This is a genomic window from Pseudomonas sp. BF-B-30, assembly GCF_019956305.1.
Lineage (GTDB): Bacteria > Pseudomonadota > Gammaproteobacteria > Pseudomonadales > Pseudomonadaceae > Aquipseudomonas > Aquipseudomonas jessenii.
The window spans coordinates 149453-175792 of sequence record NZ_JAHBDG010000002.1 but is presented as its reverse complement, the minus strand read 5'-3'; the positions used below and the strand labels follow the sequence as shown (position 1 = coordinate 175792).

17 protein-coding genes are annotated in these 26340 nt (G+C 61.5%); 10 read left to right on the top strand and 7 right to left on the bottom strand.

Annotated features, from left to right (window positions below; all coding sequences use genetic code 11):
• The coding region (locus KGB29_RS01550) for an Ig-like domain-containing protein (RefSeq protein ID WP_223616192.1) at positions 1 to 1295 on the top strand (1295 nt) is incomplete at its 5' end.
• Positions 1296 to 1580: 285 nt separating this feature from the next.
• On the top strand, positions 1581 to 1832 hold the full coding sequence (locus tag KGB29_RS01545) for a hypothetical protein (RefSeq protein ID WP_090456258.1): 252 nt from the start codon (positions 1581 to 1583) through the stop codon (positions 1830 to 1832).
• A 150-nt stretch (positions 1833 to 1982) separates the two neighbouring features.
• Here the strand turns inward: KGB29_RS01545 and KGB29_RS01540 are convergent, their stop codons facing one another.
• From KGB29_RS01540 to KGB29_RS01530, 3 genes are all read right to left on the bottom strand, one after another.
• Complete coding sequence (locus KGB29_RS01540; protein ID WP_150814585.1) at positions 1983 to 2621, bottom strand: LysE family translocator; 639 nt, start codon at positions 2619 to 2621, stop codon at positions 1983 to 1985.
• A 74-nt stretch (positions 2622 to 2695) separates the two neighbouring features.
• Entirely contained in the window at positions 2696 to 2992 is a 297-nt protein-coding gene (locus tag KGB29_RS01535) for an AzlD family protein (protein WP_150814558.1), read from the bottom strand.
• Positions 2989 to 3699 (bottom strand): AzlC family ABC transporter permease, encoded by a 711-nt coding sequence (locus tag KGB29_RS01530; RefSeq protein ID WP_150814557.1) that lies wholly within the window; start codon positions 3697 to 3699, stop codon positions 2989 to 2991. Before KGB29_RS01530 ends, KGB29_RS01535 begins: the two co-directional genes overlap by 4 nt.
• Positions 3700 to 3820: 121 nt before the next feature.
• On the opposite strand from KGB29_RS01530, the gene KGB29_RS01525 reads away from it, so the two are divergent.
• Positions 3821 to 4732, top strand: a complete 912-nt coding sequence (locus KGB29_RS01525) for a LysR family transcriptional regulator (protein ID WP_150814556.1) — start codon at positions 3821 to 3823, stop codon at positions 4730 to 4732.
• Positions 4722 to 5432, top strand: coding sequence for an alpha/beta fold hydrolase (locus tag KGB29_RS01520; protein ID WP_150814555.1), 711 nt, complete (start codon positions 4722 to 4724; stop codon positions 5430 to 5432). Before KGB29_RS01525 ends, KGB29_RS01520 begins: the two co-directional genes overlap by 11 nt.
• A gap of 202 nt (positions 5433 to 5634) precedes the next feature.
• On the opposite strand, the gene KGB29_RS01515 is transcribed toward KGB29_RS01520, so the two are convergent.
• Together KGB29_RS01515 and KGB29_RS01510 are read right to left on the bottom strand one after the other, a co-directional pair.
• A complete protein-coding gene (locus KGB29_RS01515) occupies positions 5635 to 14598 on the bottom strand; it encodes a VCBS domain-containing protein (protein ID WP_223616191.1) in 8964 nt (2987 codons plus the stop codon).
• Positions 14599 to 14687: 89 nt separating this feature from the next.
• Positions 14688 to 14975: a PilZ domain-containing protein gene (locus tag KGB29_RS01510; RefSeq protein ID WP_150814991.1), complete on the bottom strand. Its 288-nt coding sequence runs from the start codon at positions 14973 to 14975 to the stop codon at positions 14688 to 14690.
• Between the two features lie 204 nt (positions 14976 to 15179).
• Here KGB29_RS01510 and KGB29_RS01505 point away from each other — a divergent pair, with 204 nt between their 5' ends.
• The 3 genes from KGB29_RS01505 (at position 15180) to KGB29_RS01495 (ending at position 19083) form a co-directional block, all read left to right on the top strand.
• On the top strand, positions 15180 to 15845 hold the full coding sequence (locus tag KGB29_RS01505) for a LuxR C-terminal-related transcriptional regulator (RefSeq protein WP_150814990.1): 666 nt from the start codon (positions 15180 to 15182) through the stop codon (positions 15843 to 15845).
• Between the two features lie 170 nt (positions 15846 to 16015).
• Positions 16016 to 17824, top strand: a complete 1809-nt coding sequence (locus tag KGB29_RS01500; RefSeq protein ID WP_150814989.1) for a monovalent cation:proton antiporter-2 (CPA2) family protein — start codon at positions 16016 to 16018, stop codon at positions 17822 to 17824.
• Positions 17825 to 17985: 161 nt separating this feature from the next.
• The gene (locus KGB29_RS01495) at positions 17986 to 19083 is read left to right on the top strand and encodes a DNA alkylation repair protein (RefSeq protein WP_150814988.1); all 1098 of its coding nucleotides are present in this window, start codon (positions 17986 to 17988) and stop codon (positions 19081 to 19083) included.
• A gap of 105 nt (positions 19084 to 19188) precedes the next feature.
• Here KGB29_RS01495 and KGB29_RS01490 read toward each other — a convergent pair whose 3' ends face one another.
• A complete protein-coding gene (locus KGB29_RS01490; RefSeq protein WP_095944100.1) occupies positions 19189 to 20079 on the bottom strand; it encodes a LysR family transcriptional regulator in 891 nt (296 codons plus the stop codon).
• Between the two features lie 132 nt (positions 20080 to 20211).
• Between KGB29_RS01490 and KGB29_RS01485 the strand changes: the two genes are divergently transcribed.
• Both KGB29_RS01485 and KGB29_RS01480 read left to right on the top strand, forming a co-directional pair.
• Positions 20212 to 21858 carry a GMC family oxidoreductase gene (locus KGB29_RS01485; RefSeq protein WP_150814987.1) on the top strand — a complete coding sequence of 549 codons (1647 nt, stop codon included), beginning with the start codon at positions 20212 to 20214 and terminating at the stop codon, positions 21856 to 21858.
• 211 nt (positions 21859 to 22069) lie between these two features.
• Positions 22070 to 23692 (top strand): MFS transporter, encoded by a 1623-nt coding sequence (locus KGB29_RS01480; RefSeq protein ID WP_057715232.1) that lies wholly within the window; start codon positions 22070 to 22072, stop codon positions 23690 to 23692.
• Positions 23693 to 23746: 54 nt separating this feature from the next.
• Here KGB29_RS01480 and KGB29_RS01475 read toward each other — a convergent pair whose 3' ends face one another.
• Positions 23747 to 24115: a DUF427 domain-containing protein gene (locus KGB29_RS01475; RefSeq protein WP_090454941.1), complete on the bottom strand. Its 369-nt coding sequence runs from the start codon at positions 24113 to 24115 to the stop codon at positions 23747 to 23749.
• A 255-nt stretch (positions 24116 to 24370) separates the two neighbouring features.
• On the opposite strand from KGB29_RS01475, the gene KGB29_RS01470 reads away from it, so the two are divergent.
• Positions 24371 to 26317 carry a DNA topoisomerase III gene (locus KGB29_RS01470; RefSeq protein ID WP_150814986.1) on the top strand — a complete coding sequence of 649 codons (1947 nt, stop codon included), beginning with the start codon at positions 24371 to 24373 and terminating at the stop codon, positions 26315 to 26317.
• Positions 26318 to 26340: the final 23 nt, after the last annotated feature.

Here is a 26340-nt window from a genome sequence, read left to right as displayed (position 1 = left end):
TGGTCCAGCCTTACGCCGGTCAGGACGTGAGCATGAACCCCGCCGACTTCGAACCCGCCAAGCCAGGCCAGCCGGTGGGTAAATCCATGATCCCGCTGACCCTCAACCGTGACGACCCGACGGTGCAAGCCACGCTCAAGGCGGCGCGGCATCGCGAGTTCACCTTCGGCCGCTCCGACGGTACCGACGAAGAACCCTGGACCATCAAGACCGACGGCGGTTTCGGCTTCCAGATGGATCCTCGAATCATCAGCGCCGCTCCGCAACTGGCCACCGGCCCGACCCCTGCCGGCTTCTCCGGCGACGGCACCCTGGAAGTGTGGAAAATCAGGAACGGCGGCAACGGCTGGAGCCACCCGGTACACGTGCACTTCGAAGAAGGTATCGTCCTCAACCGTGACGGCAAGGCGCCGCCGGAATGGGAAAAATGGGCACGCAAAGACGTCTATCTCATCGGCGAAGGCATCGACAGCTCGCAGGACGTGGACATTGCGATTCGCTTCCGCGAGTTCGCCGGGACCTACCTGGAGCATTGCCACAACACTCAGCACGAGGACACCTCCATGCTGCTGCGCTGGGATGTCGAGCACCCCGGCCAGTTCCAGTTGATGCCAACCCCCCTGCCCGGCTGGGACGGCGTCACCTACGTCAATTCCGCGGCGCTGCCGACTTTCCGCACTGGCGATAGACGTGAAGAGGACGGCGATAACCAAAAACCGATTGCCAACGCCGACAGCGCCATCAGTAACACCGGCCAACCGGTGATCATCAACGTGCTGGCCAACGACAGCGACCCTGACGGTAACGTGCCACTTAAAGTGGTGGGTCTGGAGCAACCGGACTCCGGCAAGGGCGTGGTCAGCACCGATGGCCTGCGTGTGACCTACACACCACCGGCCACGGTCCCCGCGCCGTTCACCGCGACCTTTACCTATAAGGCCGCCGATGCCAAGGGTGCGGAATCGGCACCGGCGACGGTGTCCGTGGCGGTCTCGGCAGCGGTCAACGAGAGCCTGATCGTCACCAGCGCCACCGTCACCGCCCGCAGCAACAGCCGCTGGTATTGGGTCCTGTCCGGCACCACCTCCCGTGGCACGGGCAATACCATCACGGCGACGGCCACCACCACAACCGGTACGGTGAACCTTGGCGCCGCCGTCCTGACGCTAACACCGACAGGTGCGCGCTGGAATATAGCGGTGACAACCGCCGGCAGTGGCCCGTCGCCTAGCCCGACGGCGACCATCAAATCAGCCTTCGGCAAAACCGTGACGGTGCCGATAAAGGCGAACTGAGTACAACCAGGCGTTGGCGATGAGGGCCTCATTGAGGCCCTCTTGCTAAAAAACTGACAACTTACCTGGCTGTCAAATCTCCAGAAGACCGGCATTTCAAGCTGTAGCTCGGAGCCAGAGTTTCCATTGTCGGCGGACAAATGACCGTTATGGGTCGTTCTCTGCCGGTCGCCGATCCTGATCCCTCTATGCAGTCTGTGCGCGTGGGCTACACTCAAAGGTGCGCCGATTTAATCCTACTTGCGGGGGCGCTTGAGAAATACTCGCTAAAGCGGAGTAGCTACCATGCCTACTCTTTCGATTGATTCACACACCCGTCTGCTTATCGCCAAAGCCATCATCTCGACCACAGGTGAAGCCGAAGCTATTCGTATCGTCCCGCTGCCGGACGGCGGTCAACTATTGCTGATGTTCAACTGCGGGCATGTCGCCGTCGATCTCGTATCGGATCAGGACGATCTGTTCGACAACCACCGCCTCGTGTTCGACGTATCTGCACAGGTCATTGCCGACATGGAAAGCCATCGCGGCGAATAGGTCGGGTTGTTTTCTGCTGCGAAAACCATGGTCGAGTTTTTAACAGATTCAGCCGATTTCTGCCTGTCGCCACCGTCAGCTTTGGGTCGGTTGCAGCCCTTCAAGACAGGCAGCAATCGGCTGAAGCGGTCATTCATCAACACTCATGTCTTAGGCCGACTGCCTGCGTATAGCGAGAATCGCAGCACCAAATCCGATGAACGTTACCCCCACCACCCGGCTAACCCAGCGGGACAGTTCGGGTCGTACCAGCACGCCCTTGGCGCGCGAGGCCAGCGCGGCATACAGGCTCAACGACGCCACTGAGAGCGCCATGAAGATCGCGGTCAGGATCAGAAATTGCGGGAACAAAGCTGCGCCTTGATCGATGAACTGCGGGAACAGCGCCGTAAAAAACAGAGTCGCCTTGGGGTTGGAGAGCGCGGTAAAAAAAGCCGACCTGTACAGCTTTAGGCGTGTGGGCCGCAGGCTCTGCCCCTCCTGAATGCCATCAGCCAGCAGCGGCGTCTTGTTGAGCAGCTGCCTCACCCCCAGGTAGAACAGATACCCGGCGCCGACGATCTTTACCATGTTGAACAACCCTTCGGAGCTGGCAAGCAGCGCCCCCAGCCCCAGCATCGCAGCCGCCGACAGGCAGAACAGGCCACTGGCATTGCCCAGCGAGGACCACATCGCGCTGCGTTGGCCATGGGCGAGGCTGTTGTTGATCGCCATCAATGTCGCAGGCCCCGGGCTGGCGATGGCAATCGCGGCGACCAAGGTAAAAGCCAGCATAGTGTTCGGGTCCATGGTTCCAGGCTCGTAGAAAATTGAGGGCATACTACCGAAGGTTTCGTTGCCTGATGAGGCAAAATACTCATCACTTACAGGAGCAACCGGAGCCCCGCCAGCGACCCCACAGCAATCGCGACGGTGAACAGCATCGGCAAGCGCCACGCTGCAACCAGTGTGATGCCCAATGCGATCAACTCTTCAGGATGAGGCGAGACGAAGTGTGGAGCGATCACCGAGATCAGCACGCACCCCGGTGCTGCCTCCATTACCGCGCGGGCACGCGGCCCGAGCTTGCGTTTGCGCAGCAGCAGATAACCCGTCAGGCGTGTCGCATAGGTGGCTGACGCCATGCCCACAATCGTCAGCAAAGCTGCCATGCTGATCATGACTCCATCGCCCGCAGGTAAGTGAACAGCATCCCGGCGATGACGCCGGCGAACACGAACCAAGCGCCGGGCACCGTAAGGTAGACCAGGATCGCGACCAGCAGGCTGATCAACCAGGAACAGGCCAGCCGCGGGCCTTTCCACATCCCCCTGAGCAGCACGATGAAGACCGCCGGGAAGGCCATGGCAAAGCCGTAGGCTTCGATGTTGCCCAGTACCGGTCCGATCGCTGCGCCGATCAAGGCAAAACCGACCCAGACGGGGTAGAAAGGCAAGCAAGCGCCCCAGTAGTAAGGCCAGCTGAAGGCCGTTTGCTGCTGTGCCGAAGACCGCCGCAAGGTGTCGGCAAAGCTGATCGCCCAGCCCTCGTCCGCCATGAAGAACAAGGCCGGGATCACCTTGCGTTTGGGCAAGTGCTGGAGATAAGGCGCCAGCGCCGCGCCCATGACGATATGACGGCTGTTGATCAGCAGGGTGATGAGCACGATCGTCAACATCGGTGGCACCGAAGCCCACAGCTTGATCGCGGCGAACTCCGAACCGCCGGCGAAGTTGAGGCCGGTCATGGCACCCACTTCAACCAGTGACAGGCCGACCTGGGAGGCTTGCGTACCGAGGACCATGGCATAAGGGGCGACCGCGAACATGACCGGGAGTGCGTCCCTCGCCCCTCGCAGGATCTCGCTTCTGGTGTTTGGGTGTGTCATTGGCGGCTGCTCACTGCATCGCTATTGCTGTCGTTGTGGCGACAAGTGTGAGTGCACTGGATCACCCAGAAAAGCGAATATCTGTTATACAACGCATTCGATTATCGAATGTCTGAATACGATGATTCATTCCAAGGATTTGCAGATCGACTGGTTGCGCACGTTCCTGGCAGTCGTGGATACCGGTTCCATGACCGCGGCGGCGCGTCAGGTTGCCCGGTCCCAGTCTGCGGTGAGCATGCAGTTGAAGAAGCTGGAGGACAGCCTCGGTCGACCGCTGTTCAAACGCGAACCGAGGCAACTGACGTTGACCCCTGCCGGGTATGACCTGCTCGGCCACGCCCGCAAGCTGCTCGAAGCCCATTCGACGATGGTTGATGCGATGCACGGAGGCGCGGTCTCCGGACGCGTCACCCTGGGAGTGCCGGATGACTATGCCCTGACCTACCTGATGCCGGCCCTGCGCAGCTTCATGACCCGCTTCGGCGAGGTCGAAGTCACCTTGGTCTGCGAAGACTCCGCAAGCCTCTGGGCAAAGGTCGATCGCGGCCAGATCGACCTCGCCCTCGTCACCCGCGACGGCCCTTCACGGGGCGAACTGCTGTTCAGGGAAGCGTTGGTATGGGGCGGCGCCGAGCAACATGAAGCCTGGAAGCGCAGCCCGCTGCCGATCGCCGTGCACGGGCTCAGCGAACGTTTACGTACGGCAATACTGGCCGCTATCTCGGGGTTGGGGCGTGAGTACCGAGTGGTCTACAACAGCCCCAATGTCAGCGGCCAATTGACGGTGATGGAAAGTGGCCTGGCGGTGGCCGTGGTAACTCGTTGCAGCCTCCCGGCACATCTCAAGGTGCTGGATACTCGGCACGGTCTGCCGGAACTGCCGGTGGCGGAAGTCGTGTTGACCCGAAGCCGAGACTCGACAGGCTCACGCGCTGTAGATGCGCTGTACGTACATGTTGCCGGGGCGTTGCGCGACCCACTCTGCGATGGACCAACCCACGTCCCTGGGGGAGACAAACATGTCCTCTGAAAGTGCTCTGCCATGGGTACTGATTCCCGGCTTCATGCTCGACGAAACGCTTTGGGATGAAGTGATTGAACACCTGCCATCCACTCAGGATATTCACCTTGCCCACCTGCTTGAGGGACAGACTATCGCGCAGATCGCGCAGCACATTGCATCGTCTGCACCGCCAAGGTTTATCCTCGTAGGTTTTTCCCTCGGTGGCTATGTAGCAAGATCACTCGTGCAGCAGTTCCCTGATCGCGTGGCTGCCTTGGTCCTGATCGCCACCTCGTTACGTGCGGACTCGCCCGAGCAGCGGCGGATCAAGCAAGCCTCCATCGACGCCTCGGCACAAGGACAATTTCGTGGTTTGAGTTTCGCGACTATCGCGAAGTCGGTGCATCCGCAACGAGCTAATGACACGGCCCTGATTGGAAGAATTCGAGATATGAGCGCCCGCATGGGGCATGCGGCATTTGCCACTCAGTCCTTGCTGGATAGAGCGGATGTGCCAACGGACCAAATCCAGTGCCCGACTCTCATCATTGCAGCTGTACAGGACGGGCTGAGGCAGGCAGAAGAGGCACAGGAGTTGTGTGTGCAGATCCCGGGAGCACGGCTGGAGATGATTGAAGGATCGGGACATATGGTCCCGCTGGAGCAACCCGAAACGCTGACACGGTTGATGTCGCAGTGGCTGGCTGCAACAGTGGTAACGAAGTAGTCGTGCCAGTTTACGAGCTGCCCAGAGTGAGATGGGCATCGAAACCGGTTTGCTGACTTCGATGGGATGCCCGCTTCACGCGCTGAGGAAGTCAGTCAACCAAAATCGAGGTTCTTGAGAATACCTCGCACAGGCCCCATCGCGGATTTATCCGCGATGGGGCCTGCAACCGCGTAGCAACGTTCGGCCAGTAGCAAATGCATCATACCGCCAGGATAAAGTCCGCCTGATCGATACCTGCACTGCTGACACCGACAAGGCGAATAGAGTCCATTCCGATCCCGATCAGCGTGTCCGCCCCGTCAGCCGCAATGCTCACGTTGGCAGCGAACGTCTCGCTGCTGATCCCCAGCCCCGCGATATTGAGCAGGTCCTGCCCTCCGGCCGGATTGACGTCGAAGTCCTGGATCGAGTCGTTGCCGAAGCCTGCGGCAGCAAACGCGAAGGTATCGTTGCCGAAGCCGCCGTTGAGCGTGTCGTTGCCCAGCCCGCCGAGGAACAGATCGTCACCCGCACCGCCGACCAGAGTGTCGTTGGCCAGGCCGCCGAGCATCCTGTGGTTTGCCGCCGCTGCATCGTAGGCCAGCTCACTGCCGCTGCCCTCGGCGTTCGCCTGCAAACCCGCCGCCGCGTATTGGCCATTCAGCGCGACCTGCGCCGCATGCGCGCCGTCGTTCACGATCAGCAGGCCGCCGGTGCCTGTGTCATTCGCTGCATAAGTGATCTGCGTATTGGCGCCGAACGCAATATCGCCAAAGTTCAGCGTGTCACCCTCGGCAAAACCGCTGACGCTGCCACTGAACGCCGTCGACACATCAAGCTTTAGCGTGCCTGCCGCGCCGCTGTCAAACGTCACATGCTGATCGGAGGCAGCACCGAATTCCAGCATCGCCGAACCGCTGATAGTCGCGCTTCCCCCGCCTTGGGCATCTCCGTGGATGGTGATATTGCCATCGTTCGCCCACAGGCTGCCGCTGTTGACCAGCGCACTTTCAATCACCAATCCGCCGCTGCCGCTGGCTTGCAGCACCCCCGTGTTGGTGACGGCGCTGTTACCGGTATCGATCACCAGCGCATTGACGCCGCTGGCATGAATCAGGCCTGAGTTGACCACCATCATCTGCCCCGCTCCCAACTGACCGGCACCCGAGATGGTGTTGTCGGCATTGGTGAGCACCGTGTCGGCGCTGCCGCCGAAAATCACGTTTTGCGCATTGTCGGATAGCAGCACCTGGCCGCCACCGGTCAAGGTCGCGCCACGGAACAGAATCTCAAGGCTGGTCTCGTTGCCGGTGGAGCCGAGCTCGATGGTGCCGCTGTTATGGATGCTGCCACCGAACGGCATGATCGCGCCATCGGCAATGGTGAGGGTGCCGGCGTTGTTGGTGAGCGGATCGACATCGAACTGGAAGTTCGCTTCGCTCAAGTCCACGGCATCGACACCTTTCAGGGTGACCGTCTGGCCCGAGCTTATGCTGACCAATGCATTGCCATTGGCGTCGTTAGTGATACTCAGGTCAGCAAAGCCGGTGACGCCCGTGAAGCCGATCATGTCGATCTTGTCTGCCGTGGCATCGAAACTGTAGATCTGATTGTTGCCGATCGGCTGGGCGAAGACGAAGGTGTCGGCACCGGACGAACCGGTCAGGTTGTCGTCAGCGGACAAAGCGAAGATCGGTGCGCCCGGGGCATAGACTTCGACGTTGTTGAATACATAGGCGCTTGCGGTGCTGCCGTCGCTGTTGCTCCAGTGCATGTTGACATCGAGCACCAACGCACCGGCGAAGTCGCTTGGAGTTGTCACAGTCAATGCGCCGGGATCGCTGGTCTGCACGGTCCAGGTGCCGTCGCCGTTGTTGGTTCCTGCATTGAACGTCCATCCCGAGGGAACACCGCTGATGGCCACCGTTATTGGGCCGCTGATATCGGCCGACGGAACGTTGAGGGCTAGATTGATGGGTTCGCCAGCCACACCTGCCGGGAGATTTGAGTTAGAGGTGTACGCAACACCCGTATTACCAGCCAAGTCCGTGTAGGTGTTTGCAACGCTGGCTTTTACAGATCCATTGTCGGTTCTGGTGAAGTCCACTGTATAAGTAGTGCCGCTACCGGAGAAGTTGCTGAGGGTTCCGCGGCCTGCGGTGACACTGAAATCACTGATATCGAAGTTAATCACAGCTTCACTGAACGTGATGGTTATTGTGCCGCTGCCGGTGTTCCCTAGCTGTGTCTGTGCCCCTGACGCTGTGAGCACGGTTATGGAGGTCACCGTCGGCGCTACGGTATCAACTGGCGTCTCAACGACGTTCTGCACGTTTACCGTAATGGTCTGCGTGTCGGTTCCGCCATTGCCGTCGGCCACCTGAACGTCCACAACGTAGGCGTTGTCACCGTCGGCGCCACCGATATCCTGGGGATTCTCGTAATCGGGCGCCGAATTGAACGTCAACACCCCGTTCGAACTGATCGAGAACTTGCTGAAGTCCGTCCCGGCCGTATTCAGGATCGAGTAGCTCAGCGTTTGCGCCGGCAGATCAGCATCGGTCGCCGCCACTGTCGAGACCGCCGTGGTGTTCTCCGCCACGTTGATCGAAGCCGTCGCACCACCGCCGTTGGAGGTGATCACCGGGGAGTTATCGTTGACGCCTGTCACGGTTACCGCGATCGCCTGGTCGTCAAACAGCGTGCCGTCCGATGCTCGCACAATCACGTCATAGACGTTGTTCGCTCCCGAGTCTGTCGGCGCTTCAAAGTTGGGCGCAGAGACAAAGCTCAGTACGCCTGTGCCTGAAGCGATCGAGAACTTCGCGGCATCCGCTCCGCCGAAGATGCTGTAGCTCAGCGTTTGCGCCGGCTGATCAGCATCGGTCGCCGCCACCGTCGTGACCGCTGTGGTGTTCTCCGCCACATTGATCGAAGCCGTCGCACCACCGCCGTTGGAGGTGATCACCGGGGAGTTATCGTTGACGCCTGTCACGGTTACCGCGATCGCCTGGTCGTCAAACAGCGTGCCGTCCGATGCTCGCACAATCACGTCATAGACGTTGTTCGCTCCCGAGTCTGTCGGTGCTTCAAAGTTGGGCGCAGAGACAAAGCTCAGTACGCCTGTGCCTGAAGCGATCGAGAACTTCGCGGCATCCGCTCCGCCGAAGATGCTGTAGCTCAGCGTTTGCGCCGGAAGATCAACGTCGGTCGCCGCCACTGTCGTGACCGCCGTGGTGTTCTCCGCCACGTTGATCGAAGCCGTTGCACCGCCACCGTTGGAAGTGATCGTCGGTGAGTCGTTGCTGCCGGCGATATGCACGGTGACCGAAGTGAGGGTGCCGTCCGCACTGCTCACCGCGAAGGTGTCGGTGTAGGTGGTGCCGGCGGCGAACTCGTTGTGGGCGGAGTTGGCGACGTAGGTCCAGGCACCGCCGGTGCCGATGGAGAACTTGCCGTAGCTGCCGGCGATGTCGGTCTGCGGGACGAAGGTCGCGGCGCTGTCGACGTCGCTGATGGTCAGGGTGCCGCTGGTGGAGATGTCGGCGGCGGCATTGGTCTCGGTGAGGTTGGCGATGTCGGCGGACAGCACGGCCGCATCATTGGTGCCGAGGATATTCACGGTGACCGAAGTGAGGGTGCCATCGGCACTGCTCACCGCGAAGGTGTCGGTATAGGTGGTGCCGACGGCGAACTCGTTGTGGGCGGAACTGGCGACGTAGGTCCAGGCACCGCCGGCGCCGATGGAGAACTTGCCGTAGCTGCCGGCGATGTCGGTCTGCGGGACGAAGGTCGCGGCGCTGTCGACGTCGCTGATGGTCAGGGTGCCGCTGGTGGAGATGTCTACGGCGGCATTGGTCTCGGTCAAGTTGGCGATGTCGGCGGACAGCACGGCCGCATCATTGGTGCCGAGGATATTCACGGTGACCGAAGTGAGGGTGCCATCGGCACTGCTCACCGAAAAGGTGTCGGTGTAGGTGGTGCCGGCGGCGAACTCGTTGTGGGCGGAGTTGGCGACGTAGGTCCAGGCACCGCCGGTGCCGATGGAGAACTTGCCGTAGCTGCCGGCGATGTCGGTCTGCGGGACGAAGGTCGCGGCGCTGTCGATATCGCTAATGGTCAGGCTGCCGCCGGTGGTCAGCGGTGCATTGGTTTCGCTCAGCGTAACGCTGGCCGAGGACAGCACGGCCGCGTCGTTGCTGCCAGTGACGGTAATGGTCACCAACTGGGTGTCGACTCCACCGAGGCCATCGCTGACCTGCACGCTGAACACTTCGTTGTGACTCTCGCCAGCCTTCAGCGACTGCACCGCACTGGCAACGCCATCGGTGCCGTTGGCCAGCGTGTAGGTCCACTGGCCGCTGTTGTCGACTGCGATCGAGCCATAGGTGCCGGTATTTGACCCGGCAATACTCCAGGTGGCGGTGGCATCGTGGTCGATGTCGACCGAGCTGAACTGGCCGCTGACGCTGAGCGTGCTGTCTTCCTGCACCGCGCCCGCATCATGGCCGGTCGCGAAGCTGAGCACTGGCGCGTCATTGCTGCCGGTGACGGTGATAGTCACCAGTTGGGTGTCGACGCCGCCGAGGCCATCGCTGACCTGCACGCTGAACACTTCGTTGTGACTCTCGCCCGCCTTCAGCGACTGCACTGCACTGGCGACACCATTGGCGCCATTGGCCAGCGTGTAGGTCCACTGGCCGCTGTTGTCCACGGCGATCGAGCCGTAGGTGCCGGCATTTGACCCGGCAATACTCCAAGTGGCGGTGGCATCGTGATCGATGTCGGCCGAGCTGAACTGGCCACTGACGCTGAGTGTGGTGTCTTCCTGCACCGCGCCGGCATCATGGCCGGTCGCAAAACTGAGCACCGGCGCGTCGTTGCTGCCGGTAATGGTGACGGTCACCAGCTGGGTGTCGACGCCACCGAGGCCATCGCTGACCTGCACGCTGAACACTTCGTTGTGACTCTCGCCCACCTTCAGTGACTGCACCGCACTGGCGACACCATCGGTGCCGTTGGCCAGGGTGTAGGTCCACTGGCCGGAGTTGTCCACGGCAATCGAGCCGTAAGTGCCGGCTGGCGAGCCATTGATGCTCCAGGTCGCCGTGGCATCGTGGTCGATGTCGGCCGAACTGAACTGGCCGCTGACGCTGAGGATGCTGTCTTCCTGTACCGCGCCCGCATCATGGCCGGTCGCGAAACTGAGCACTGGCGCATCGTTGTTGCCGGTGACGGTGACGGTCACCAGTTGGGTGTCGACGCCGCCCAGGCCGTCGCTGACTTGCACGCTGAACACTTCGTTGTGACTCTCGCCCGCCTTCAGCGACTGCACCGCACTGGCGACACCATTGGTGCCGTTGGCCAGGGTGTAGGTCCACTGGCCGCTGTTGTCCACGGCGATCGAGCCAAAGGTGCCGGTGTTTGACCCGGCAATACTCCAAGTGGCGGTGGCATCGTGGTCGATGTCGACCGAGCTGAACTGGCCGCTGACGCTGAGGGTGGAGTCTTCCTGCACCGCGCCCGAATCATGGCCAGTCGCGAAGCTGAGCACTGGCGCGTCGTTGCTGCCGGTGACGGTGACGGTCACCAACTGGGTGTCGACGCCGCCGAGGCTATCGCTGACTTGCACGCTGAACACTTCGTTGTGACTCTCGCCCGCCTTCAGTGACTGCACCGCACTGGCGACACCATTGGTGCCATTGGCCAGGGTGTAGGTCCACTGGCCATTGTTGTCCACGGCGATCGAGCCGTAGGCGCCGGCTGGCGAGCCATCGATGCTCCAGGTCGCCGTGGCATCGTGGTCGATGTCGGTCGAACTGAACTGGCCGCTGACGCTGAGCGTGGTGTCTTCCTGCACCGCACCGGCATCATGGCCGGTCGCAAAACTGAGCACTGGCGCGTCATTGCTGCCGGTGACGGTGACGGTCACCAGCTGGGTGTCGACGCCACCGAGGCCATCGCTGACCTGCACGCTGAACACTTCGTTGTGACTCTCGCCCGCCTTCAGTGACTGCACCGCACTGGCGACACCATTGGTGCCATTGGCCAGGGTGTAGGTCCACTGGCCGCTGTTGTCGACGGCGATCGAGCCGTAGGTGCCGGTATTTGACCCGGCAATACTCCAGGTGGCGGTGGCATCGTGATCGATGTCGGCCGAACTGAACTGGCCATTCACGCTGAACGTGGTGTCTTCCTGCACCGCACCGGCATCATGGCCGGTCGCAAAACTGAGCACCGGCGCGTCGTTGCTGCCGGTGACGGTGATGGTCACCAGCTGGGTGTCGACGCCACCGAGGCCATCGCTGACTTGCACCGTAAACACGTCATCATGACTCTCGCCCGCCTTCAGTGACTGCACCGCACTGGCGACACCATTGGTGCCATTGGCCAGGGTGTACGTCCACTGACCGGTGCTGTCCACGGCGATCGAGCCATAGGTTCCAGTTGGCGAGCCATTGATGGTCCAGCTGCTCGTGGCATCGTGATCGATGTCGGTCGAGCTGAACTGGCCGCTGACGCTGAGCGTGGTGTCTTCCTGCACTGCGCCCGCATCATGGCCTGTCGCGAAACTGAGCACTGGCGCGTCATTGCTGCCGGTGACGGTGACGGTCACCAGCTGGGTGTCCACGCCGCCCAGGCCGTCGCTGACCTGCACCGTAAACACGTCATCATGACTCTCGCCCGCCTTCAGCAACTGCACCGCACTGGCGACACCATTGATGCCATTGGCCAGCGTGTACGTCCACTGGCCGCTGTTGTTCACGGCGATCGAGCCGTAAGTGCCGGCTGGCGAGCCATTGATGGTCCAGGTCGCCGTGGCATCGTGATCGATGTCGGTCGAGCTGAACTGGCCACTGACGCTGAGCGTGGTGTCTTCCTGCACCGCGCCGGCATCATGGCCGGTCGCGAAGCTGAGCACCGGCGCATCGTTGCTGCCGGTAATGGTGACGGTCACCAGCTGGGTGTCCACGCCGCCCAGGCCGTCGCTAACCTGCACGCTGAACACTTCGTTGTGACTCTCGCCCGCCTTCAGCGACTGCACCGCACTGGCGACACCATTGGTGCCGTTGGCCAGGGTGTAGGTCCACTGGCCGCTGTTGTCCACGGCGATCGAGCCATAGGTGCCGGTATTTGACCCGGCAATACTCCAGGTGGCGGTGGCATCGTGGTCGATGTCGACCGAGCTGAACTGGCCGCTGACGCTGAGCGTGCTGTCTTCCTGCACCGCGCCCGCATCATGGCCGGTCGCGAAGCTGAGCACTGGCGCGTCGTTGCTGCCGGTGACGGTGACGGTCACCAGCTGGGTGTCGACGCCACCGAGGCCATCGCTGACCTGCACACTGAACACTTCGTTGTGACTCTCTCCCGCCTTCAGCGACTGCACCGCACTGGCGACACCATTGGTGCCATTGGCCAGCGTGTAGGTCCACTGGCCGCTGTTGTCCACGGCGATCGAGCCATAGGTGCCGGTATTTGACCCGGCAATACTCCAGGTGGCGGTGGCATCGTGATCGATGTCGGCCGAACTGAACTGGCCACTGACGCTGAGCGTGGTGTCTTCCTGCACCGCGCCCGCATCATGGCCCGTCGCGAAACTGAGCACTGGCGCGTCATTGGTGCCGGTCAGGGTGATCGTCACCGTCTGCGCTGCCGAAGCCGCATTGCCCGTACCGCTATCGTCAGTGGCTACCACGGTGTAGGAGAAGCTGATGGTTTCGCCGGCGCTCAGGAAGTCCAGGTTCTGGTTGCTGCTGTAGCTCCAGCCGGCCTGATCCACCGAGAAACCGGCGATCAGCGCGGCGGCCTGCGCCGCGCCAAGGGTGCCGCCGCTCCAGACGAGGTCGTTGTTGGCGGTCTGGCTGACCGTCACGACGTCGTTGCTGTCCAGATCGGCGAAGCTCAGCGTTCCGCTATCGCTCAGCGTGGCCGCGCCGTTGCCTTCGTTCATCGCCCCGGTCGTGTCGTCGATGGTCAGCGTCGGCTGGTCGTTGGTGCCGGTCAGGGTGATCGTCACATCCTTGGTCACCGTCGCCCCGAAGTCATCGGTCAGCGTCACCGTGAACACTTCGGTCTTGGTCTGGCCCTCGGCCAGGTACTGCGCCGCGTTGTTGTTCAGCGTATAGGTCCAGCCCACGCTACCCGCAGCGTCGCCTGTGCTCTCGTCGCTCACATTGGCCACCAGCGTACCCAGCGCACCGGACGGCGCGCTCACGCTGGCCACATGTGCGTCATCGGCCAGGTCTACGTCGCCGAAGGCAAAGCTGCCGCTGGCCACCGTGGTGCCGTCTTCGGTCACCGCCCCGCTTTCGATTTCTGCCGCCGTCACCGTCGGCGCGTCGTTGGTGCCGGTGATAGTGATGGTCACATTCTTCGTTACCGACGAACCCTGACCATCGCTGATGGTGACCAGGTAAGTTTCGGTTACTGTCTGTCCCTGGGCCAGGTACTGCGCCGCCGCATTGTTCAGGTTGTACGTCCATTGCACCGAACCGTTGGCCGCGTTCGCTGCTTCGCTTACCGGCGAGAGCATGAACGTACCAAGATGAGTAGCGTTGCCCCCCGCCTGCGTGAACGTCGCCATGTGCGTGTCATTGAGGTCGACGTCGTTAAAGACAATCGTGCCGCTGGCCGTCAGCGAGTCGGTCGTGCTCGCAGTGGTGTCGGCGTCTTCGGTTACCGTGCCGGCCTGCTCGCCGAGGCTGATCGTCACACCATCATTCACGCCCGAAAACTGCACCGTCGCGGTGGCCCAACTTAGCGTTCCGTTGCCGAGGCGCATCGCATAGGTAAAGCTGTCCGTCAGGAGCTCGCCAACAGCAAGCGCCTGGAGTTGTGCCTTGAAAGCAGAGGAGAAAGTAGCGGCGTCGTAGCCGACCTTACCGTCCGAGGTGATCCAGATCTTTGCACCATTCGAACTGGTGTCAGAACTCGTCGCCTCAGCCCTCGCCGTATCCTGGGTCAGGAGGTCGGCCGGAGCATAAGCCTTGGTGGCAGTAGAAAGACTGTCCGCGTTGTCGAGTGACCAGAGTGTCTTCGCGTTACCGCCGAGGTCATTGGACATGACGTCCCAATACACGACCCCCAGCAGATTTTCAGTGGTGGTATAGACGTCATCCTTCGCCTGCGGTGTGTTGGAAAACGAGGTAACGGTTCCGCCGCTGGTAGTTGTAGTGCTAGCCATATCTTTCTCCCTAGAATGTCACTCTGAGCAAAAAACCGCTGTGGGCCACCAACAGCCGCAAGCCGATTCTTCCTCAACCCACGAACACTTCACTCCACCGGTACCAGCCGGCTGGCCAGTAGCTTCACGCCCACCCCGGCCCTGCCGCCCAGCGGTTCAATGCGCACGATTTGACCTTGCGCCTTGAACTTCATGGGGCCGCCGGGCGTGTCGAGTTCGATCTCGAAGTCAATCAAGCCACCCACCTGCTGCTCGCTATCGGTTTCGAAATACAAACCGGAGGCGCTGATGTCACGGATGACACCCTTGCCCCCGCCGATCAGTTGCAGCGACAGGGTGACTTGTTCACGGGGCTCAATTCGGTGTGCGTCTCTCATGACTGCAGTCTAAAAACGGCCGCTGTTTATTACATGAGTGCGCTATCCCTTTTTTTCTGGGAGTCAATCACCCATGAAAACAGTGTTTTATGGGACAAATGTCATGGGAGGGGGGGACTGAAGCGCTATAGAAAAAAGCTACAGGCTGCAACGATTGCTATCATGATCAGCTAACACAACCCGCCTAAAGAGGCAGCGACCCGAATGCCAATTCAAGTCCTGTTAGTAGCTCTACCGCTCGTGGCCTGGGGCCTTGAGCGTCTGGTGGAAAGCGCTCAACCAAGGTTGGCGCTGGCGGGTTCGGTGGCGTCGGTGGCGCAATACCTGCTTTCGCTGCACCAATACGCGCCGGATGTGGTGGTGCTGGACCTGGACAGCGAGGACTGTATCGAGTCGCTGGCCGACTTGCACAGACAGACCAAAGCCAAGATTCTGGTCGTGACAGGGTCGAGCGACGTGACGCTGCATGACAGTGCGGTGCTGGCGGGCGCACGTGGCGTGGTGGATAAGCGGGAGTCGACATCCGCATCAACATTGCTCAAAGCCATAGAAAAAGTGCATGACGGCGAGCTCTGGATTGACCGCAATGCGACCAGCCGTATCTTCCTTGAACTGGCGCGCAAGAAAGTCGAGCGCGATATAGACCCGGAGCAACAAAAAATCGCCAAGCTAACGCGCCGCGAGCAGCAAACCATTGCATCGCTGGCCCGCGACCCCTCTGCCCCTGGCAAGTTGGTGGCCGAGAAACTGCACATCAGCGAGCACACGCTGCGCAACCATTTGACATCGATCTACAGCAAGCTGGGCCTGACGAATCGCGTAGATCTGTACGCCTACGCACACAAGCATGGGCTTTCCACCGGCGACTGAGCCGATTCCTTCCAGATTGATCGAAAACCCGATCTACCCCACCCATCTCCTGCGAGGCCGGCAAGATTCGCCATCAATCTGCGTAACAGACCACTGCCGCAGTGGATCTTCACGGAACCCAGCCTTTATCCTTGACGCCCCCCGCTGTCCCGAGTCCTGGAGTTTCGCCCATGCCCCATGAAGGCAACCTGCTACAAGCCGCTGTCGTGTTTCTGATGGCGGCCGTACTCATCGTTCCATTAGCCAAGCGCCTGCAACTGGGGGCGGTTCTGGGTTATCTGTTTGCCGGGGTGATCATCGGCCCGTCGGTGCTGGGTCTGATCGACAACCCGCAAAGCGTCGCGAACATTTCCGAACTCGGCGTGGTATTGCTGCTGTTCATCATCGGCCTGGAACTGTCACCGCGACGCTTGTGGGTGATGCGCAAATCAGTGTTCGGCGTGGGCTTGGCCCAAGTGCTGCTGACGGGTTCGGTGATCGGCGTGGTGGCGCTGTGGCTGTTTGGCCAGCCATTGAACACCGCGATCGTCCTGGGCCTGGGCCTGGCGCTGTCGTCCACGGCGTTCGGCCTGCAAAGCCTGGCTGAACGCAAGGAACTGACCAGCCCCCACGGGCGGCTGGCGTTCGCGATTCTGTTGTTTCAGGACATCGCCGCGATCCCCTTGATCGCCATGGTGCCGTTGCTGGCCGGCGGCGATCACAGCACCACCGTCAGCGAAAACCTGAACCACGGCCTGCAAGTGCTGGCCAGCATCGCCGTCGTGGTGATCGGCGGGCGCTATCTGCTGCGACCGGTGTTTCGCGTGGTGACCAAAACCGCGTTGCCAGAGGTCTCCACCGCCACGGCGTTGCTGGTGGTGATTGGCACAGCATGGCTGATGGAACTGGTCGGGATTTCCATGGCCCTGGGCGCCTTCCTCGCCGGCCTGTTGCTGGCGGACTCCGAGTATCGCCATGAACTGGAAGCCCAGATCGAACCGTTCAAGGGCCTGTTACTCGGGCTGTTTTTCATCAGTGTCGGCATGGGTGCGAACCTGAGTCTGCTGCTGAGCATGCCGGTGGCGGTGCTGGGCCTGACCCTGTTGCTGATCGCGATCAAACTGCCGCTGCTGTTTATTGTCGGTCGATTGGCCGGTGGCTTGAAGAACGTCAGCGCGATCCGCCTGGGTATCGTGCTGGCGGCCGGTGGTGAATTTGCCTTTGTGGTATTCAAGATCGGGCGAGATCACGGGCTGTTCGCGGCAGAACTGTATGACTTGCTGGTGCTGACCATCACCCTGTCCATGGCCGTGACACCCTTGTTGCTGCTGCTCTGCGCACGGTTGGTCAGCCCGAAAGTGCAACCGGTGGAAGTGCCGGAGAAGTTCCGCGAAATCGACGCCGACGCGCCACGGGTGGTGATCGCCGGCATGGGTCGCATGGGCCAGATCGTTGCGCGGATTCTGCGCGCGCAGAACATCAAGTTCGTGGCCCTCGACACCTCGGTGGAAACCATCGAACTGTCCCGCAGTTTTGGTGGCGTGCCGGTGTTCTACGGCGACCCGATGCGCCCGGAAATCCTCAACGCGGCCAAGGTCGGGGAAGCCGAGTACTTCGTGATCGCCACCGACGACCCGGACACCAATATCAAGACCGCCGAGCTGGTGCGCAAGCTCTATCCACATATGAAAATCATCGCCCGCGCCCGTAACCGTCAGCATGTGCACCGGCTGATGGACGTCGGCGCACACGCCGTGCGCGAAACCTTTTATTCGAGCCTGGAAATGAGCCGGCAAACCCTGATCGGGCTGGGATTGACCCAGGCTCAGGCGGATGCGCGGATCAAGCGCTTCAAGCAGCACGACGAAGTGGTGCTCGAAGCCCAGCATGCGGTGTATGACGACGCGGTGAAAGTGATGCAGACGGCGCAGGAAGCGCGAATCGAACTGGCGAAGTTGTTTGAGTCGGATCAGCTGCAGGAGCAGGTGGGCACAAAATGAGGTGGATTTAAGGTCCCCTTCGCGAGCAAGCCCGCTCCCACATTGGATCTTGGGTGTTCAAAAATATTGAGCCTGACAGAGCCCCCTTGTGGGAGCGGGCTTGCTCGCGAAGAACGATAACGCGGTGCATTGGATAAACAATCATTTCAAAGGAATCCACCATGACTGACCAACCTGCCCCCGCCCTCAAGGAAATCTTCAACACCGAGCGCCTCAGTCACATCGCCTCCGAGATGACCGCGGTCTATCCGGCATTCGAAGCCAAGCGCTTTCTGAAGCTTGCCCAAACCGGCCTGGCAGACCTCAGCGTCATGCAACGCATGGCCCGGGTCAGCGAATGCCTGCACGCGGTGTTGCCGCTGGACTATGAAGCGTCGCTGCAGGTACTGCGCGCCCTCGCCCCGCGCCTGAACAGCGGCTTCGTCAGCATGTGCCTGCCGCACTTTGTCGCCAGCTACGGCGCCCATGCGTTCGATCAATCGATGGACGCACTGAAGTACTTCACCGCTTTTGGCTCTTCGGAGTTCGCAATCCGTCACTTTCTACGCAATGACCTCGAACGCTCGCTCAAGCTGATGCACGCCTGGTCGCTGGATGACAACGAGCATGTGCGGCGCCTGGCCAGCGAAGGATGCCGGCCACGCCTGCCCTGGTCATTCCGGCTGGAGCCCATTCAGGCCGACCCGACACTGGCCGCGAACATCCTCGACAACCTCAAGGCCGACACGAGCCTGTACGTACGCAAATCCGTGGCCAACCACCTCAACGACATCACCAAGGATCATCCCGACTGGGTGCTGGACCTGATCGAAGGCTGGTCGCTGGACAACCGGCACACCGCATGGATCGCCAAACACGCCCTGCGCAGCCTGATCAAACAGGGCAACCGGCGGGCACTGGCGATCATCGGCGCGGGCGGCAAGCCTGAAGTCGAGATCGTTGATGTAAAAGTCGAACCGCCGGTGATTGGCCTCGGAGAAAAAATCACCCTGTCGTTTGCCGTCAAATCCACCGTTCAAAGCAGCCAGCGCCTGGTGATCGACTACGCCATCGATTACGTCAAGGCCAACGGCAACACCTCGGCGAAGGTGTTCAAGCTCAAGGCGCTGACGCTGCCGGGCAACGCCGTCGAAGCCGTCAGCCGTGGCCAGCAGATCAAGGAACTCACCACCCGCCGGCATTATGCGGGGCGCCATGCGGTGCACATCATGGTCAATGGTGAACGGCTGGCCAGCACGGCGTTCGAGATTCTCGGTTAAACCATAAGATCAATTCTGTATGTGCCACCGCCTTCGCGAGCAAGCCCGCTCCCACATTGGAATGCGCCCCCCTGTGGGAGCGGGCTTGCTCGCGAAGACGCCAGTTCAGGCACCGCCCAACAACAACCCCTGCTCCCGCTCACACATCTGCACCACATAATCCCACAACACCCGCAGCCGCACCGATTTGTGCAGCTCCCGGCGGGTGCTGATCCAGTAGCTGCGCTGGATGCTTTCGTCCGGCAGCAGCGGCACCAGACCGGGATCAGCGCTGGCCATATAGCACGGCAGCACGGCGATCCCCAGGCCTGAGCGCGCCGCCTGTTGCTGGGCGATCACGCTGGTGCTGTGAAACACCACCCGAGGGTTGCGGCAGAAGCTGTTGAGGAACATCAGTTCCTGGCTGAACAGCAAATCATCGACATAGCCAATCCACGCATGACGCCCCAGGTCCTCCCGACTGCGCAACGGCGGTGATCGATCGAGATAGTCCTGGCTGGCATACAACGCCAGGCGATAGTCGGTGAGTTTGCGGGTGACCAGCATGTCGGCGGCCGGGCGCTCAAGGTGGATGCTGATTTCCGCCTCGCGGTTGAGGATGCTGACAAAGCGCGGCACCGCCACCAGTTCCACCTCCAGCCCCGGATAGCGTTCGAACAAGCCGTTCATGCGACTGGCCAGGAACATGATGCCCAACCCCTCCGTCACGCCGACGCGGATCTTGCCCAGCGGCGCGGTGGATTGGGTGATTTCCTCCTGGGCCAGCAGCGCCACGTTCTCCATCGCCTCGGCGTGTTTAAGCAACGCCTCGCCGGCCGGGGTCATCTCGTAACCCTGGGCATGCTGGACGAACAACGCCGTACCGAGGCTTTTTTCGATGGCCTCGATGTGCCGCGCCACGGTGGCATGGGTGGTGTTCAAACGACGGGCTGCCGTGAGCAAACGCCCGCTGCGCTGCAATTCGAGAAAAAACCGCAGGTCATTCCAGTCGAACATGAATCGTCCTTGTTCGTTGCCGTTCGGGATGCTGTTTAAAAACGCACAGCAGCTGCGCAAAAACTAACATTCTTTTGACGAAAGCTAACAACTAGGATGACAGACAACAAGAACAACAACACGAGGTCAGGGATGCAGGCTTCCCTAGATGAATTCGATTACATCGTGGTCGGGGCCGGGCCGGCCGGGTGTCTGCTGGCCAATCGACTGTCGGCCGATGCGCAACATCGCGTGTTGCTGCTCGAGGCCGGCGGCCGCGACAACTATGCGTGGATTCACATCCCCGTGGGTTACCTGTTCTGCATCGGCAATCCGCGCACCGACTGGTGCTTCAAGACCGAAGCGCAACCGGGCCTGCAAGGTCGCGCCCTGAGCTACCCGCGCGGCAAGGTGCTGGGGGGCTGCTCCTCGATCAACGGCATGATCTACATGCGCGGCCAGGCCGGCGATTACGACGGCTGGGCCGCCGACGGCAATCCTGGCTGGAGCTGGCGAGACGTATTGCCACTGTTCAAGCAGAGTGAAAATCACTTTGCCGGCGCCGCCGAGTTTCACGGCGCCACGGGCGAATGGCGGGTCGAACGCCAGCGCCTGTCGTGGCCGATTCTCGATGCGTTCCGCAGTGCCGCCGAGCAAAGCGGCATCGCCAGCATCGATGACTTCAACCAGGGCGATAACGAAGGTTGCGGTTATTTCCAGGTCAATCAGAAGGCCGGCATCCGCTGGAACGCGTCCAAGGCCTTTCTCAAACCCATTGGCCAACGCCCCAATCTCACCGTACTGACCGGTGTCGAAGTCGACCGCGTGTTGCTGGACAATGGCCGCGCCTCGGCGGTCAGCGCCCGCTGGCAAGGCCAGGCAAAAACCTTCAAGGCGCGCAAGGAGATCGTCCTGTGTGCCGGCTCGGTCGGTTCGCCCAGCATCCTGCAACGCTCCGGCATCGGCCCGCGTCCACTGCTTGAGCGGCTGGGCATTGGCGTCGCCCATGAGTTACCCGGCGTCGGTGGCAACCTGCAAGATCACCTGCAACTGCGGCTGATCTACAAGCTGGAAAATGCCCGCACCCTGAACCAGATCGCCGGCAGCCTGTGGGGCAAGCTGGGCATGGGTCTGCGCTACCTGTATGACCGCAGCGGCCCGCTGTCCATGGCGCCGAGCCAGTTGGGCGCCTTTGCCCGCTCGGGGCCGGAGCAGACTTCAGCCAACCTCGAATACCACGTGCAGCCGCTGTCGCTGGAGCGCTTTGGCGAACCGCTGCATGCCTTCCCGGCGTTCACCGCGTCGGTCTGCGATCTACGTCCGCAAAGCCGAGGCCGGGTGGACATCCGCTCGGCCGATCCGCAAGAAGCTCCGCTGATCCAACCCAATTACCTGAGCCACCCGCAAGACCTGCGGGTCGCCGCCGACGCCATTCGCCTGACCCGGCGCATCGTCGCCGCCCCGGCCCTGCGTGCCTTCAATCCGGTGGAGTACCTGCCCGGCGACAGCCTGCAAAGCGAAGAGCAGCTGCACGAAGCCGCCGCGCGGATCGGCACCACGATTTTCCATCCGGTGGGCACCTGCCGCATGGGCAATGACGCCGACGCCGTGGTCGATGCGCAACTCAAGGTCCATGGCATCCCCGGCCTGCGCATTGCCGATGCCTCGATCATGCCGCGCATCACCTCGGGCAACACCTGCTCGCCAACGCTGATGATTGCCGAGAAGGCTGCACAATTGATCCTCAACCCCGCCACAAGGAGCATCACACCGACAATGGAACTGATCGCACACCCCTGAATCCTGTGCGCCCCCCTGTAGGAGCTCGCTCGCGATGAACCTGAGAGCGCACGTGGGTGTCAGGTTTGCAGCGTTATCGTTGACGACCATCGCGAGCAAGCTCGCTCCTACAAGTAGCGGATACACCCGATACATCGCAGTAGCGGCACCCGCCCACAAGGCCGGTGCCGGCAGTGGAACAACAAAAACAATCACTGTGAGGGATACCGGTATGTCAGAGAACGTTCAAACCCTGGAAGCCGTGCGTAGCGCGGGCACCAGTCAGGAAACCCAGAAAGTCATCTTTGCCTCGTCCCTCGGGACAGTCTTCGAGTGGTACGACTTTTTCCTCTATGGCGCCCTCGCGGCGGTGATCAGCAAGCAGTTTTTCGCCGGGGTCAACGACACAACGGCGTTTATCTTTGCGCTGATGGCCTTCGCCGCCGGCTTCATCGTGCGGCCGTTCGGCGCGCTGGTGTTCGGTCGGTTGGGGGACATGATCGGGCGCAAGTACACCTTCCTCGCCACCATCGTCCTCATGGGCCTGGCGACGTTCTGTGTCGGGCTGCTGCCGACCTACGCCAGCATCGGCATCGCCGCGCCGATCATCCTGGTGGTGCTGCGCATGCTCCAGGGCCTGGCCTTGGGCGGTGAATACGGCGGCGCCGCGACCTACGTCGCCGAGCACGCGCCCATCGGCAAGCGCGGCTTCCACACCAGCTGGATTCAATCCACCGCGACCCTGGGCCTGCTGCTGTCGCTGCTGGTGGTGCTGGGCTGCCGTTACTTCACCGGCGATCAGTTCGAAGTCTGGGGCTGGCGCATTCCGTTCCTGTTTTCCATCGTGCTGCTGGGCATCTCGACCTGGATTCGCCTGAGCCTGCATGAATCGCCGGCCTTCGTGAAAATGAAAGAAGAAGGCAAGCTGTGCAAACAGCCGATTCGCGACTCCTTCGGCAAGTGGGAAAACCTCAAGGTGGTGTTGATCGCCCTGTTCAGCATCAATGCCGGGCAAGCGGTGACCTTCTATGCCGCGCAATTCTATGTGCTGTTCTTCCTCACCCAGTTCCTGAAAATGGACCCGGCCGTGGCCAACGGTTTGCTGATCGTCAGCGTGACCATCGGCGCCCCCTTCTTCATTTTCTTTGGCTGGCTGTCGGACAAGGTCGGGCGTAAACCGGTGCTGATGATCGGCCTGCTGCTGGCCACCGCCCTGTACTTCCCGATCTTCAAGACCCTGGCCCACTACGCCAACCCGGCCATCGACCAGGCCAGCCGCCAGGCACCGATCACCGTGATGGCCGACCCGGCCACCTGCACCTTCCAGTTCGACCCGGTGGGCAAGGCGAAATTCGACAGCCCGTGCGACAAGGTCAAGACCTTCCTGGTCAAGCAGGGCCTGCCGTACCAGAGTGCTGTCGCACCGGCCGGCAGTGACGTGCAGGTGAGCGTCGGTGACGTGAAGATCGACGGGTTCGACGAAGCCGCCCTGCGCGGTGCCGTGACCCTCGCCGGTTACCCGCAACAGGCGGACATGCAGCAGATCAACAAGCCGATGATCGTGGCGCTGATCGTCGCGCTGATCATCATCTCCGCGATGTGCTACGGCCCGCTGGCGGCGTTGATGGTCGAACTGTTCCCGACCCGCATCCGCTACACCTCGATGTCCCTGCCCTACCACATCGGCAACGGCTGGTTCGGCGGCTTCCTGCCGACCGTGTCGTTCGCGTTGGTGGTGTACACCGGGGATATCTTCTACGGGCTGTGGTATCCGGTGGTGATCACCGGGGTGAGCCTGGTGGTGGGGATGATTTGCCTGCGTGAGACGCGCAACGTCGATCTCGACAAGAACTGAGGTCATTGCTCGCGACGAGGGAGCTGGCTCCCTCGTCGCGGCGATCAAACCCGATCAAACTTCGGCGTCAAGCAACTCGAACTTCACTTGATCCGGGTAGAACGCCACGTACTCTCGAATCTGTTCGACAGATATCTTGGGGTTTTCGTAACTCCACACCGCGTTGGCGCTTTCATGCCCTGGCACCTGCAGGCTGAAATAGCTGGCATCGCCCTTGTAGGGGCAATAACTGGTGTGGTCGGTGCGGGCGAAATACTTCTCGTCGATGTCCTCTCGCGGCACGTAGTACACCGGCGGGTAGTTGGCCTCCAGCAACACCAGGGCCCGCGCCGAGGCGGCCACTTGAATGCCGTGAAATTTTACCAACAGACAGCCAGGCTGCTCGGCGATGGTGATGACAGGGCTAGGACCGGAGCTTTTCATGGAAAACGTTCCTCATGACGGTAATGGACCTGCAAATCGATGTGGCAGCGTGGCTTGCCCGCGATGGGCTGCGCAGCAGCCCCAAAACCTGAAACCACGACTTATCAGGTATAACCCAAGTTTTACCCTCGCGACTGCTTCGCAGCCGAACGGGAGCGACACACAAACCTGTACATCCATACAGATAAAGATTGCTCCATCGTTCATCAAGCGCCATTCTGTGCACCTCTCGCACATAAATCGACGATGGTGGTTATGCGGCTGTACCTCTGTGAAAAACCTTCCCAGGCCAAAGACATTGCAGCAGTCCTCGGCGCCCGGCGCCGGGGCGATGGCTGTTGGCTGGGAACGGACGTCACGGTGACCTGGTGCATCGGCCACTTGCTGGAAACCGCACCGCCGGATGCCTACGACGCACGCTACAAGCGCTGGGTGCTGGCCGACCTGCCGATCATTCCCGAAAAATGGAAAATGACCGTCAAGCCGCGCACCGCCAGCCAGTACAAGGCGGTCAAGCGCCTGCTCGGTGAAGCGTCCGAACTGATCATTGCCACGGACGCCGACCGCGAGGGCGAGATGATCGCCCGGGAACTGGTGGAGCATTGCCGCTATCGCGGGCCGATCCGCCGGCTCTGGTTGTCGGCGCTGGACGATGCGTCCATCCGCAAGGCCCTCGCGGCCCTCAAACCGGGGAACGAGACCTTCAGCCTCTATCACTCGGCCCTGGGGCGTTCCCGGGCCGACTGGCTGATCGGCATGAACATGAGTCGGCTGTTCACCCTGCTGGGGCGCCAGTCTGGCTATCAAGGCGTGCTGCCGGTCGGCCGGGTGCAAACGCCGACCTTGCGCCTGGTGGTGGATCGCGATCGCAGCATCGCCGACTTTGTGCCCGTCCCCTATTGGGCCATCGACGTGCAACTGCTGCACAACGGCACCGCGTTCACGGCGCAATGGCGCGCGGCATCCGAGCTTTGCGACGACCAGGACCGCTGTCTGAATCAGGCATTGGCGCAACAAGCTGCGGCCGCCATGAGCGGCGCGGCCAGTGCACGGGTGATCAAACTGCGCACCGAACGGATGCGCGAAGTGGCCCCACTGCCGTTCGACCTGGGTACCCTGCAGGAGGTCTGCTCAAAGAAACTCGGCCTCGGCGCCCAGGAAACCCTCGACATTGCCCAGGCGCTGTACGAGACCCACAAAGTCATTACCTATCCGCGCAGTGATTGCGGCTACTTGCCCCTGAGTCAGCACAGCGAGGCGCCGGCCATTCTGGCGGCGTTGCGCCAGGCCGATCCGGCGTTGAACGCCTTGCACGATCATCTTGATCCACAACGGCGCTCACGGGCCTGGAACGATGCCAAGGTCAGCGCGCACCACGGCATCATCCCCACGGCTGCGGCGAAGAACCTCGAACGTCTGGCGGGCAAACAGCGCGCGGTCTATACCCTGATCCGCGCCCGATACCTGGCGCAGTTCCTGCCCAATCACGAATACGACCGCACCCAAGCCGACTTCGACTGCGCCGGCGAGGCCTTGCGCGCTGTCGGCAAGCAGATCATCGAGCTGGGCTGGAAACGCGCCCTGCCCGAAGCACTGGCTCCGGCCAAGGGGCGCGAAGCCCCGACACCGCAGACTCTGCCCAACCTGGCCGAAGGCATCGACTGCGCAGTGGCCGGCGTGCAATTCAAGGACCTCTGGACGCAACCGCCAAAGCCGTTTACGGAGGGCGACCTGATCAAGGCCATGAAGAATGTCGCCAAACTGGTGCAAGACCCGCTGCTCAAGCAAAAGCTCAAGGACACCACCGGCATCGGCACCGAAGCGACGCGTGCGTCGATCATTCAGGGCCTGCTCGACCGTGGTTATCTGGTCAAGAACGGCAAGGCCCTGGCAGCCACGCCGGCCGCGTTCAGCCTGATCGACGCCGTACCCCGGGCCATCGCCGATCCGGGCACCACGGCGATCTGGGAGCAGGCGCTGGACATGGTGCAAAGCGGGGAAATGAGCCTGGAGGAGTTCGTCACCAAACAGGCGGCGTGGATGAGCAAGCAGGTCAGTCGCTGTGCCGGCCTGAGCCTGACCATCAGCGGTCCACCGCCCGGCGGGCGCGCCGCAACTCCATGGAAGAAAAAGCGCAAGAGCGCCCCGCGCAAACCATCGAGTGGCACCAGGCGCGGGGCAAAGCCGGCAAGCAAAACCTGAACCCGACACCAAACCTTGTGGCC

Bases quoted from the DNA above. Each gene is read 5' to 3' on its own strand.
- KGB29_RS01545 (WP_090456258.1), top strand. From the start codon at position 1,581: ATGCCTACTCTTTCGATTGATTCACACACCCGTCTGCTTATCGCCAAA.
- KGB29_RS01540 (WP_150814585.1), bottom strand. From the start codon at position 2,621: ATGGACCCGAACACTATGCTGGCTTTTACCTTGGTCGCCGCGATTGCC.
- KGB29_RS01535 (WP_150814558.1), bottom strand. From the start codon at position 2,992: ATGATCAGCATGGCAGCTTTGCTGACGATTGTGGGCATGGCGTCAGCC.
- KGB29_RS01530 (WP_150814557.1), bottom strand. From the start codon at position 3,699: ATGACACACCCAAACACCAGAAGCGAGATCCTGCGAGGGGCGAGGGAC.
- KGB29_RS01525 (WP_150814556.1), top strand. From the start codon at position 3,821: ATGATTCATTCCAAGGATTTGCAGATCGACTGGTTGCGCACGTTCCTG.
- KGB29_RS01520 (WP_150814555.1), top strand. From the start codon at position 4,722: ATGTCCTCTGAAAGTGCTCTGCCATGGGTACTGATTCCCGGCTTCATG.
- KGB29_RS01515 (WP_223616191.1), bottom strand. From the start codon at position 14,598: ATGGCTAGCACTACAACTACCAGCGGCGGAACCGTTACCTCGTTTTCC.
- KGB29_RS01510 (WP_150814991.1), bottom strand. From the start codon at position 14,975: ATGAGAGACGCACACCGAATTGAGCCCCGTGAACAAGTCACCCTGTCG.
- KGB29_RS01505 (WP_150814990.1), top strand. From the start codon at position 15,180: ATGCCAATTCAAGTCCTGTTAGTAGCTCTACCGCTCGTGGCCTGGGGC.
- KGB29_RS01500 (WP_150814989.1), top strand. From the start codon at position 16,016: ATGCCCCATGAAGGCAACCTGCTACAAGCCGCTGTCGTGTTTCTGATG.
- KGB29_RS01495 (WP_150814988.1), top strand. From the start codon at position 17,986: ATGACTGACCAACCTGCCCCCGCCCTCAAGGAAATCTTCAACACCGAG.
- KGB29_RS01490 (WP_095944100.1), bottom strand. From the start codon at position 20,079: ATGTTCGACTGGAATGACCTGCGGTTTTTTCTCGAATTGCAGCGCAGC.
- KGB29_RS01485 (WP_150814987.1), top strand. From the start codon at position 20,212: ATGCAGGCTTCCCTAGATGAATTCGATTACATCGTGGTCGGGGCCGGG.
- KGB29_RS01480 (WP_057715232.1), top strand. From the start codon at position 22,070: ATGTCAGAGAACGTTCAAACCCTGGAAGCCGTGCGTAGCGCGGGCACC.
- KGB29_RS01475 (WP_090454941.1), bottom strand. From the start codon at position 24,115: ATGAAAAGCTCCGGTCCTAGCCCTGTCATCACCATCGCCGAGCAGCCT.
- KGB29_RS01470 (WP_150814986.1), top strand. From the start codon at position 24,371: ATGCGGCTGTACCTCTGTGAAAAACCTTCCCAGGCCAAAGACATTGCA.